This is a genomic window from Cryobacterium roopkundense, assembly GCF_014200405.1.
Taxonomy (GTDB): Bacteria; Actinomycetota; Actinomycetes; order Actinomycetales; family Microbacteriaceae; genus Cryobacterium; species Cryobacterium roopkundense.
This window is the reverse complement of sequence record NZ_JACHBQ010000001.1, coordinates 3071957-3083688: the sequence shown is the minus strand read 5'-3', so window position 1 is coordinate 3083688 and position 11732 is coordinate 3071957. Positions and strand designations below refer to the sequence as shown.

Sequence of the window (11732 nt, the reverse complement as noted above, 5' to 3'; positions counted from 1 at the left end):
CGGGGTGCTGAAGGTCGTGACTGTGGTGGGAACGCGACCCGAAATCATCCGCTTGTCGGCGGTGATCAAACGCCTCGACGCGCACACCCGGCATGTGCTCGTGCACACCGGGCAGAACTACGACTACGAGCTCAACGAGGTGTTCTTCGACGACCTGGGGCTGCGGCGGCCCGACCATTTTCTCGAGGCCGACACGAGCTCCCTCGGCGCGGTGCTCGGCTCGATCCTGCTCAAGGTCGAGACCGTGCTGGCCCTCGAGAAGCCCGACGCGGTGCTCGTGCTCGGCGACACCAACAGCTGCATCGCGGCGCTGATGGCGCGGCGCATGAAGATTCCGGTGTTCCACATGGAGGCCGGCAACCGGTGTTTCGACGAGAACGTGCCCGAAGAGGTGAACCGCCGGCTCGTGGACCACGTGGCCGACTACAACCTCGTGTACACCGAGCACGCGAGGCGTAACCTGCTGGCCGAGGGGCTGCATCCGTCTCGGATTGTGCTCACCGGGTCGCCCATGCGCGAGGTGCTGGCCGGCAACGCGGCGCAGATCGCGGCGAGCGACGTGCTCGACCGGCTCGGCCTGGCGCCGGGCGGGTATTTCGTGGTGAGCCTGCACCGCGAGGAAAACGTGGACGACCCCGAACGGCTCGCGGCGGCGCTCGCCGCGCTCACCCGTTTGTCGGAGGCCTACGCGCTGCCGATCCTGGTGTCGACGCATCCGCGCACCCGGGCCCGGTTGCTCGGTCAACCCTCCGGCGCCGCTGACGCCCTCGCCTTGCACCCGCCGTTCGGCTTCAACGACTACGTCAAGCTGCAGCAGATGTCGCGGCTCGTGCTCTCTGACAGCGGCACGATCAGCGAAGAGTCCCTCATTCTCGGCTTTCCGGCCGTGACGCTGCGCGACGCGATTGAACGCCCGGAGGCGCTCGACGTGGGCGGCATGCTCACCGTGGGAGTGACAGCGGATGCCATCGTCGACGGCGTGCGCATCGCCCTCGCCGAATTCGCTGCCGACGGTCCGGCCCGTGCGCCCGCCGAGTACGACGTGACTGACACGTCGAGGCGGGTGCTCGCCTTTTTGCGCTCCACAGTGCACAGCCATCATGCCCGCGCCGGCATTCATCCGTCGGCGCGCGCGCTCTGAGTCGGGTCTCGATGCGTAATCTGTCCCGGCGGGGCCCGGTTGCCGCGTGGTCGGCGGCCGGCACGAACCAGGCGTACCTGCCGCTGAAGGTGTCGGTGGGTTACCTGCTCGGCACCTCTGTGATCTTTCTGGTCGGGCCCAGCCGTGCCCTGGCCGACAACGTGCCGGGACTCGCGGTGTTCGTGCTGAGCACCATCGCGTTCTTCGCCGCGGGTTATCGCCTGAGCATCGTGCAGTCGCGGCCGTATCGGCAGTTCGGCAGCACCGACCGGCGCGTGACGCCGCCCGTGAGGGCCGCTCTGCTGCTGAGCTCAGGCTGGTTCCTGCTGTTCTCCATCGCGTCGCTCGCCGAATACGGCGCCACCGGGGTGGGGGACATCTTCTCGGCGGCGTTCTCGCCGTCGGCGAGCTATTACGCCAAGTTCAGTGTGTACGCCGAGCAGCAGTCGACCGGCAGGGTGAGCCTGCCCATTCAAATCGCCGTGCTGACGGGTGCGCTGTACGGGGTGTTGGTGCCGCTCACGGTGTATTTCTGGCGGCGGATCGGGGTGCCCACCCGCATCCTGGCCCTGCTCGGCATGCTCTCGTATCTGGGGTATTTCGTCTACATCGGCACGCAGAAGGGCGTCGGCGACCTGCTGGTGATGGCTGTCGCGGCGCTCGCCGTGAGCGCGGTGCCGCTGGAGAAGAGGCGCCGGGCCCGGGCCCGGGACGACTCTCGGTCTCGGTCGACGTCGAGCTCAAAGTATTCGCGGCGTTCGAGCCGCTGGATCGCGGTGGCGGTCGTGGTGTTGGGTGTCGGGTTCTTCGGCTACCTGGCCAACAACCAGGGCGACCGCGTGCAAGGCACCAGCTTCGCCGCGCAGTTCACGCCGGGCCCCGTTCTCACGTCAGTGTTCGGTGAGAAGTTTGCGCGCGGCCTGCTTGTGGCCACGTACTACCCGACGCACGGGTACATCGGCCTGTCGAAGAACCTGGAGGTACCCTTCGAATGGGCGGAGGGTTTCGGAGGGATGCCGGCGCTCGCCAGCTACAAGACGCAGTATCTCGGCGGTGCAGACCCCCTCGAGCTGTCGTATCCGAGCCGTACCGAGGCCGTCACCGGTTGGCCGGCCGGCAAGCTCTGGGCCACCGTGTATCCGTGGCTGGCCTCCGACCTCACCTTTCCCGGGGCGGCGATGTTCATGGCGCTGGTCGGCTGGTTCATGGCGCGCATGTGGATCGGGGCTCGGGTGGAGCGAGATCCGCTGTCGCTGGTGTTGTTCTGCCAGGTCGCGATCTTCATCGCGTACGTGCCGGCCAACAACCAGCTGATGACGGCCCGCTACACGGCCGTCGGGCTCATCACCCTGCTCGTGGTCTACGTTGCCCGGAGTCTGGTGGGTGGCGAGCGTCCGCGTCTGAACGCCCCCTGGCGGGAGCGTTCGCCGAGGGTGGTCGAGCCCGCCGACGCGTCCCCCGATGCCCTCGCTCGTCCCGACGGTGACAGCGGCGGCGCGGCCGAGCCTGACACCCTGTAGCCGAGGGATCAGGCGGCGGGACCGGGGGCTTCGGTGCTGGGCGGCCCCGGCGGAGGCTCGAAGAGGAGCGCCATGCACGAGAACAGCGCGAGCACGATCCAGCCGGCCGGGGACAGCTCCCAGTGGCCGGAGAGGTAGAGCGGCGCGCACGAGAGCAGGAACGTGCCGACCAGCAGCGGGCGCAGCCGCACTGAATGAGCCCAGTGCGTCGAGGTGAGCGAGGACACGACCACGCCGAGGAACAGCACGATCCCCACAATCCCGAGTCCGGTACCCAGCTCGAGAATCACATCGTGCGCGCCGACACCCCACGTGTTGATGGCACGGAATCCACCGGCCCCGACCCCCTCGATCAGGTGTTCGCCGAAGATCTGCCGCGCCTCAGGCCAGATCGTGAGCCGGCCGGCCAGATCGCCGGTGGCACGGGCCGCGGAGCCGGCATCCGTTGTGCGCAGCAGTGCATCGGCAACACCGGTGGCGATAGCGGCCGCCGACACCGCGACGGCACCCCACACCACCCGCACCAGGAGCGCCGGCGCGATGCGGTAGACCACGATCCAGCCGGCCATCATGCCCACCGCGAGCAGTGCCCCGCGGGTTTCGCTGTACCACACGGCGACGAGGAGGAGCCCGGTGCACACGAGGAGCCAGACCCGGTAGGACCGGCGGGTGGATGCCGCCCCCAGCAACACAATCACGGCGAGCCCCGCGGTCAGTGCGTACGCCACATAGTTGATGTTCACGCCCGCGTACACGATGCGATCGAAGGACAGCTCCGACCGAAAACCGGTCGACGGGTTTTGCCGAAAGATCAGCAGGGCAGCATAGACGCAGCCCGTCACATACCCCCAGCCCACGATCTGCAGGCTTCGGCGAGTGGTCACCGTGGTGCGCACGGCGAGGAACACGGCGAGAACGGCGAGCTGGTTCTGAATGGACAGGCCTGTCGTCGCACGGTCGGCAGCCCATGCCTGTGAGAGCACGTACCAGAGCGTGAGCGCAATCGCGAGGAGGTTGGCGGCGTCCATCCTGATGTGTAGCAGGCGGGTGACCAGCACGACCACGCACACGAACGCGCCGGTGCGAAAGACAACGTCGGGGCTGCCGGCCGCGAAGAATGCCACGCCGGCGACCGCAAGGGCACGCCACTCCGCGAACAGGCCTGTGCGGTGTGCGCCCCTGGCGTGGCTGCGCACTCGTGGGTCAGCTCGCGCACTCATCTTCGTCACAACAGATGCCCGACCCCTCTTCACAATCGGCAGGGCTTTGAAGCACCATACGTCTCTCCGGCGGGGCATGTAAGGTGTGGCGCACAATTGGCCCTGCCGGGATTGGCCCTTTCGTGGCAGCATCTCAGTGACCAGAATCGCACGCCCGTGTTTGTTGTGCTCTCGACAGGCTCGGTCCCAGCCCGGTTGGAGGAACGCCCGTGGCCAGACCGCGCATCGTGCAGCATTCATTCGGCTCGCTCGGCTCCGGCGGCCCGATCGGCGCCCTCACCCGGGTGCTGTCCTCCGACCTCAGCGAGAGCTTTGAGTTTCGCCACGTGCCCCAGCCCGGCCCCGCCGGCGGCATCAACCTGCGCCTCGTGCGCAGCCTGGCTCGGCAGATGCGTGATTTCACCCCTGACCTGGCTCACATTCGCGGTCTCGGAAACGAGGGCTTCCACGGGGTGCTCGCCGCGCGGCTCGCCGGGGTTCCGAAGATCCTGGTGTCGGTGCATGGCTCGGTGCGCGACCTCGTGCCGCGGCCACGGGGCCCGCGGAGTCTCATCGTGGGCGGGATCCTCGAGCCCCTCACGCTGCGCCTTGCCACCCATGTCGTGGTGGTCTGCGACGATGCCCTGAGCAAACCCATCCTGCGGCCCGTGCGCCGCAAGATTGTGGGCGTCGTGCCCAACAGCGTCGACCTTCCAGCGGATGCCGCGGGCGCGGCGTCGCGGGGCGCCGTGCGACACGCGCTCGGCATCGGCGCCGACGACCTCGTGCTCATCGTGGTGGGCCGCCTGGTGATCGGTAAGGGGCACCTCGATCTGCTCGCGGCGCTCGATCGGCTGCTGCCCCCTGCGGCCGTGGTGCATGTTCTCGTGGTGGGCGACGGTCCCGACGCGGCGCTGATCGCTCGGCGGGCGGCGTCCGTCTCACCGGTTCGTGTGCACCTGCTGGGTCGTCGACTCGATGTGCCCGCGCTGCTGGGAGCGTGCGACGTGTTCGTGCTGCCGAGCCTGCACGAGAACTTGTCGAACGCGCTGCTCGAGGCGATGGCCGCGGGGCTGCCCGTGGTGGCCACCCGGGTAGGGGGAAACACCGAGGTCGTGTCGCGCGGCGGCGGCCTGCTCGTGCCGCCCGGCGACCCGGCGGCCCTCGCGGCCGGCCTGCAGCGGCTGCTCGATGACCCGGCCTTGCGGGCCCGGCTCGGCGCCGAGGCCTGCGGGGTGATCGCTGCCAGGTACACGACGGCCCGCATGACGGCCCGGCTGAAGGCGGTCTACACGGCGATCCTGGGGCGGGTATCGCCGACCACCGGCAACGAGGTCGTTCTGCTGGGCTTCACCATCGACGACAGGCTGCTCAACGAGATCGCCGGGCGCAGCACCGTGCTGCCCACGCAGACCCACAACTTCGCGTGGAATCTCGTGCGCGCGCTGCAATCGGCCGGCACCACGGTGTCGCTGCTGTCGGCGCTGCCGGTTCCCGACTACCCGGAGTACCCGCAGATACTGGTGCGCTCCCGCCGCATCGGCGCGCACGGGGCGACCGGGGAAACCATCGGCTTCGTCAACCTGCTCGTGTTCAAGCACGTGACGCGCCTGTACTCGTGCCTCGTGCGCGGAACCCGTTTCATGCGCCGGAGGGCCCCCGGCGTCGTAGTCGTGCACGGCATCCACACGCCGTTCCTCCTCTTCGCGCGGCTGCTGCGACGCACCCGCGGCGTGCGCATCTGCCTCGTGATGACAGACCCGCCCGGCCTGGTGCGGCAGGTCGACGGGCCGCTCGCCCGCCTGCTCAAGGGCTTCGACCGGCGGCTCGTGCGCCGGCTGGCCCACGGTTTCGACGGCGTGGTGGCGCTCACGCCCGCGCTCGCCGAGGACTTCGCCGCCGGTGTGCCCCGGCTCGTGGTGGAGGGCTTCGTCGACCCCGGGCTCGCCGCCGTGCGGGCGGCGCCGAGCGAGCACCCCGAGCAGATTCACGTGGCGTATGCCGGGGGCATCACCGCCGACTACGGAGTGGCAAACCTCGTGAACGCCTTCCGCGCACTGCCCGACCCGCGGCTGCGCCTCGACCTCTACGGGCGCGGCACCCTCGATGCCTGGGTGCGCGCGTGCAGCGAAGCGGATGCGCGCATCACCCACCATGGAGTGCTCGCCCACCGAGACCTGCTGCCCGCCCTCCGGGGCGCTCAGCTGCTCGTGAACCCCCGCCCCGCCGGGCAGGACTTCGTGAAATACTCCTTCCCGTCGAAGCTGCTCGAGTACCTCGCGCTCGGGGTTCCCGTGGTCACGACCCGCCTGGCCGGCATCCCCGACGACTACAGGCCCTACCTGCAGTTCACCGCCGACGACTCCGTGGCAGCGCTTGCAGCGGCGATCGCCGCCTCGCTCGCCGACCCCGAGGGTGCCCAGGCCCGGGCGGCCCGGGCGCGTCGCTACGTGTTCGAGGCGAAGTCCACCGGGGTCGAGGGGCAGCGCATCGCCGGTTTCGTCGCGGGCCTCGGACGGTCCGCGGATGCTACGGCGTCGGCCCGCCGGTCGGCGGCGCGGCGCTCGGCCCGGCTTCGGATCGACGAACGGGCGCGGAAGAGTCGCGAGGCGGCCGACGATGCGAATTGAGCCGGGGCATCCGTCTCGCGCTGGTGCGGTCGTCGCGCGCGCGCTCGAGGCGGTGGGGCATGCGGCAGGGCACGCCGGGTGGGTGGTAAGCGGCTACGCGCAGGCCGACCGATTCGGGGCGCGGGGGCGCAACTTCGTGTTCGACCCGGCGGGTACGTACACGCACCGGACGATCTTTGTGGGAAACAACGTGAACCTGGGCGTGCGGCCCACGCTGATGGCGACGCGGGCCGAGATCCACATCGGCAACAACGTGGTGTTCGGGCCCGGCGTCACAGTGCGCGGCGGCAACCACCGGTTCGACGTGGTGGGGGAGTTCATCGTGAATGTGGACGACTCAATGAAACGGGACAGCGACGACCGCGGCGTGCGGATAGAGGACGATGTGTGGGTGGGCGGCGGCGCCACGATTCTGCACGGCGTGGTGATCTCCCGCGGATGCGTCGTGGGTGCGGGAGCGGTGGTGTCGCGCAGCGTTCCCCCATACAGCGTGGTGGCTGGCAATCCCGCGCGGCCGGTTCGCGGCCGGTTCACGCTCACGCAAGCGCTTGCGCACGAGCGCGCGCTGTACCCGCTGGCCCAGCGGCTCGGCGCGCACGACCTCGCCCACCTCGCCGACTAACCCCGGCCCGCGACCGCTTGTGACAGGAAGCGGCGCAGGTCGGGCGCCTGCAGCGCGGTGAACGCGGCGGACAGGTGGCCCTGGTCGGCGAGAATCGGGTCGCGGCCCACGAGCACCCGGCAGGAGCGGCCGTCGCACATGCGCTCCACGGTGAGAAGGCGCGGCGCCACGTGCAGCGCCTCCACGGCCGCCGCCTCGGCCCGCCGCAGCGCCTCGGTGGTCGCGAGCGCAGACTCGAGCGGCGGCGAGCAGGCCGCCGCCGAACCGAAGACCCGGGTGAGGCACATCACTGGGTCGAAACTGAACTGCGGGTTGTCTTCGATCGACGCCGCCACCGCACCGAAACCACGCACCTGCGACACGAACTGGGCATACGCCGCGGCCCACCGCTCGCCCTGCGCCGCGGGAGAGAGTGCGCCGCCGGTGTCGCCGATCACCCGGCCCAGGTAGCTGTTTGCGTTCACGATCAGCACGGCCGCCGGCCGCTCCTCGCCGATCAGCCGCACGGTGCCGGCGCGAAACTGGGTGCACTCGGCATCGTTCACGCCCTCCGCGTTCACCACCGCCACCGGAATGGCCGGGCACGCCGACAACCACCTGGCCACCAGCCGGTATCCCTCCGCCTGCGCCGCCGTTGAGAGGGCTTCCTGCCACATACCGGCGTGGGAATCTCCCACCAGCATCACGGTGCGCTCTGCAGTCTCATCGCCGGCCACGCAGTAGTGGATGCCGCTGTCGGCGGTCGTCCGCTCGCTGCAGGTGGCCTGCCCCCGCGCCGCGACAGCGGCCTGGTACGGGGCGAGCGCCTCGCTCGCGGTGGCTATGCCCGCGCCGGCAGAGACCCCGCCCGAGAGCAGCAGCACGAGCGCGACGCTCGTGCCCATTACCCCGAAGGTGAGTGGAGCCGACCGCACGAGCCGGGCGTTCACCCGTGCCTTCTGCTCCACGTAGCGGTAACTGAGCGCGGCGATGCCCAGGCTCACGAGCGCCGCGATGCTGCCGACGACCGGCGACTGGGTGCGCAGCGCCGCCATCACCAGGATGATCACCGGCCAGTGCCACAGGTACCAGGAGTACGACCGCGACCCGATCCACTGCAGCCCGGCGGTGCCGAGCAGCCGGGTGACACCGGCGGGGCGCTCGGGCACTGCGTCGCCGCGAGGGGTGCCGGCCACGATGAGCAGGAGAGTGCCGAGCACCGGCACCACGGCCGCGACGCCCGGGAATGGGGTGGCATCGCTGAGCAGAAACACCCCGGCGAGCACGAGGGCCAGACCGGCCGCGGCGAGCAGCACGCGGCTGCGCCGACGCCGAATCCGGGCGCCGAGGGGGATGGCGGCGAGCAGCCCCGCCGCCGCAAACTCCCACGCCCGGCTCGGCAGCAGGTAGAACGCCCACGCGGGGTGGGCATCCGTTTGCCAGACCGACAACGCGAACGAAGCGAGCAGGGTGATGGCGAAAGCCGCCACAAGCGTGCGACGCAGGCCGCCGCGGCGGGAGCGCGCGAGTCGGCACGCGCCCAGAATCAGCAGCGGCCACAGCAGGTAGAACTGCTCCTCCACTCCCAGAGTCCAGGTGTGCAGCAGCACGCTCTGGTCGAGGCCCTCCGCGAAGTAGTTCGATGATTGCGCCGCGAAGAGCACGTTCGACACGTAGAGCGCCGCGGCCGCGGCCTGCTGCGCCAGCGCCGCCCATTCCAGCGGCGAGAGCACCACGAGGCTCGCGAGCACGGTGACCACGATCATCACCGCCAGGGCGGGGCCGAGGCGACGTAACCGAGCGGCCCAGAAGGCGCCGAGGCGCAACCGGCCGGTACGATCCACCTCGCGCAGCAGGTTCGAGGTGATCAGGTATCCCGAGATCACGAAGAACACGTCAACGCCGGTGAACCCGCCGCTAAAGCCGGGCAGTCCGGCGTGGAACAGCACCACTGGAACTATCGCGAGCGCGCGCAGCCCGTTGATGTCAGCGCGAAAATGCAGCTTCACCACGGGGGCGGCGGGCGCCGGCCGGGGCGCGTCAGTGGGCACGGGAGCCGCCCCGCCGGTCGAAACGCTCCGGGTGCTCCGGCGTTTCCGTGGGCGTCTCCCGCTCGCGGCGGGCCGCGACACCGGCCAGGCGCACCAGGAAATAGTGCAGCGGCCGCGCGCACCGGGCTGGGGAGAAAGCCTCCCGGGCCGACTGGGCGATCGCGGCCCTGTCGAACACGTACGGCTCGGTAAGCGCCGCGATCACTGCCGCCGCGAGAGACTCCGGCCGAGCATCGGTGAGCACCCGGGCGTTCACCCCCTCCACGAGGTGTTCGGCGAGATCGCTCGTGAGGTTGGCGAGCACCGGAACGCCCAACACGAGACTCTCGGGCACCTTCGACGGAAACCCCGCCCGCGCAAACCGTTCCTCGCCGCGCTGCAGCACCGAGAAGTGGCTCGTGGCCATCACCCGGCGGGCTTCGGCGGCCGGCAACCGGCCATGAAAGTGCAGGCACGCGTGGCCGACCGGGGCTTCGTGGCCGAGTAGCCGCGCCGCGGCATCCGCTGTGAGGCCCACAATGTTCACGCTCAGCCGGTCGGCATCCGCTCCGAGAGCTCCCGGCAACAGCACGAGGCTGCGGATGGTGGGGCTGTCTTTCTTGCCCACGGACCCGAGATACGAGAGCGTGAGCGGATGCTGCGGTGCCGGCTGCACGGGCGCTCCCGCGTCGATCTGGAACAACGGCGGCAGGCGCAGCACCGGCACGCCCCGGCCCTCGAAGTGCTCGGCGAGGAAGCGACTGATCACGAGAGCGCCGGTGGAACGTGGGGCGAGGAGCCGCATGGACAGGGTGTTGGCGAGGGCGAACGGGCCGAACCGCCCGCCGGGAAGGTGCGAGGCCTGGTACCACTCGACAGCGTCGATGACGAGCGGAATCCGGCGCCGCCGGGCCAGCGGCAGCAGGCGCAGCAGGTAGCCGATCGAGGTGCCGTAAAGCACTATCGCGTCGGGGGCGGGCTGCATTCCTTCGATCCAGTCGCGGGTGGCGCGGCCCCAGCTGATGCCGCGCCAGACCCGGCGCAGCTTCCGCCAGCCGGGCAGCGGCAGCTCGCCGAGCGGGGTGACAGTGAGTCGCGGGTCATCGCCCGGCGCACGCGCTTCGGTGGTCCAGGCCGCGGAACCCACGCTCACCCTGTCGCCGGCGGCCAGCAGAGCCTGGGCGATGCCGAGCATGCGCTGGGCATCGGCCGAAGACGTGCCGAAGTCGACCGGGCCCACATAGACCACGTGCAGCTCAGTCACGGGACCACCACCCGGCCGAGGGTGGCCCGGTACCCGAGCAGGGCGGTGGGAACCAGGAACACGGCGTAGGCAGCGGCGCCGGCGAGCGGAATGCCGGCGAGACCGAACAGCGGGTAGAACACGAACTTGAGCGGGATCGACGCGAGGGCGAAGAGGCCCCAGCCCACGTACTGGTACCCCAGGTTGCCCACGCTGTTCTGCACGCTGAAAAACGGTGAGCAGAACGCGATCACGATCGACCACACGGTGAGGCTGAGGGCGAGGCCGAGGGAGATGGCGTGGCCGTCGCCGAGCCAGAGCTGGGCGATCAGGTTGCGGGCGAGCACGAGCACGAGGCCGCCCACTGCCACGGCGCCGACCGAGAACAGCACCATGGCCCGGGTGGTCTTGCGCACCCAGTCCAGATCCCCGCGGGCCAACGCCTCGCCGTTGGCCGGCCAGAGCGGCAGCGCCACGAGAGTCACGGTGAGGGCGAGCAGCGCGAAGAGCTTGGTGGTGATCGCGAACTGGCTAACCGTGGGCAGATCGGCGACCCTGGCCACGATCAGGTTGTCCACGTTGAGGGAAACCGACGTGAGGATGGACAGCAGGAAGAACGCCAGCCCCACGCGCAGCAGCGACCCGGCAGCGGATGCCGACGCCGTGCGCAGGGTGGGGGCGAGCTCGCGGTGGCTGACCGCGTAGTAGAACACGTTGTTCAGCAGAATCACGAACGGGCCGGCGAAGACGGCCGCGGCGATCACCGCCACGACGCCCAGGTCGAGCCAAGCGGCGGCGTAGACGGCGGCTATCGTGGCGATCGCGCCGGCAACCTGCCAGATGTTGCTCTTCCAGGCCTCCTGCAGGGCGTACTGCACCCGCTGCACGAGCGCCAGCGGGATGGTGATGGCGAAGGCGGAGAGGGCCAGGCCAGCCACGACCTGCGCGGTCGCCGGGGCGAGTGTGGCGCTCTGCGCCTCGATGCGCTGCCAGTCGATGCTCGGCACGACGAGCCAGATCGCGGCGAGCAGCAGCAGGGCGATGCCGCCGAGGCTGAGGTAGGCCGTGCTCACGAGGGTCCTGGCCCTGGCGCCGTCGCGCTCGGCGACCGCCCACACCAGCCGGGTGAGCAGCCCGTTGCCGAGGCCGAGGTCGGCGAACATGCCGATCGCGGTGATCGACGTGATGATCATCCAGAAGCCGAACAGGTCGGCGCCGAGGTAGCGCAGCGTCACCGGGATCGTGAGCAACGGCGCCGCGAGGGTGAGCACCCGGGAGCCGAGGCCGGTGGCGATCCCGAGCAGCAGCGCCCTGGTGCGCAGGGCTGCCCCGCTCGCGCTGCGCGTGGACTCGGGCAACGTCATCCGT

8 protein-coding genes are annotated in these 11732 nt (G+C 70.2%); 4 read left to right on the top strand and 4 right to left on the bottom strand.

Annotated features, from left to right (window positions below; translation table 11 throughout):
• The first annotated feature begins 4 nt into the window (after positions 1-4).
• Both wecB and BJ997_RS14410 read left to right on the top strand, forming a co-directional pair.
• Positions 5-1141, top strand: a complete 1137-nt coding sequence (wecB, locus tag BJ997_RS14415; RefSeq protein WP_035838590.1) for a non-hydrolyzing UDP-N-acetylglucosamine 2-epimerase — start codon at positions 5-7, stop codon at positions 1139-1141.
• Between the two features lie 11 nt (positions 1142-1152).
• Entirely contained in the window at positions 1153-2661 is a 1509-nt protein-coding gene (locus BJ997_RS14410; protein WP_035838568.1) for a hypothetical protein, read from the top strand.
• Between the two features lie 8 nt (positions 2662-2669).
• On the opposite strand, the gene BJ997_RS14405 is transcribed toward BJ997_RS14410, so the two are convergent.
• Positions 2670-3881 (bottom strand): O-antigen ligase family protein, encoded by a 1212-nt coding sequence (locus BJ997_RS14405; RefSeq protein ID WP_160175906.1) that lies wholly within the window; start codon positions 3879-3881, stop codon positions 2670-2672.
• A 209-nt stretch (positions 3882-4090) separates the two neighbouring features.
• Between BJ997_RS14405 and BJ997_RS14400 the strand changes: the two genes are divergently transcribed.
• Entirely contained in the window at positions 4091-6490 is a 2400-nt protein-coding gene (locus BJ997_RS14400; RefSeq protein ID WP_052542544.1) for a glycosyltransferase family 4 protein, read from the top strand.
• Positions 6480-7112, top strand: coding sequence for an acyltransferase (locus BJ997_RS21800; RefSeq protein WP_052542545.1), 633 nt, complete (start codon positions 6480-6482; stop codon positions 7110-7112). The genes BJ997_RS14400 and BJ997_RS21800 overlap by 11 nt, the downstream gene beginning before the upstream one ends.
• Here BJ997_RS21800 and BJ997_RS14390 read toward each other — a convergent pair.
• The 3 genes from BJ997_RS14390 to BJ997_RS14380 are packed head-to-tail and all read right to left on the bottom strand — an operon-like array spanning position 7109 to position 11728.
• Complete coding sequence (locus tag BJ997_RS14390; protein ID WP_035838574.1) at positions 7109-9142, bottom strand: acyltransferase family protein; 2034 nt, start codon at positions 9140-9142, stop codon at positions 7109-7111. The two genes, BJ997_RS21800 and BJ997_RS14390, sit on opposite strands and share 4 nt — an antisense overlap.
• A complete protein-coding gene (locus BJ997_RS14385; protein ID WP_035838577.1) occupies positions 9132-10385 on the bottom strand; it encodes a glycosyltransferase in 1254 nt (417 codons plus the stop codon). The genes BJ997_RS14390 and BJ997_RS14385 overlap by 11 nt, the downstream gene beginning before the upstream one ends.
• Positions 10382-11728 (bottom strand): lipopolysaccharide biosynthesis protein, encoded by a 1347-nt coding sequence (locus tag BJ997_RS14380; protein ID WP_183323558.1) that lies wholly within the window; start codon positions 11726-11728, stop codon positions 10382-10384. The genes BJ997_RS14385 and BJ997_RS14380 overlap by 4 nt, the downstream gene beginning before the upstream one ends.
• Positions 11729-11732 lie beyond the last annotated feature (4 nt).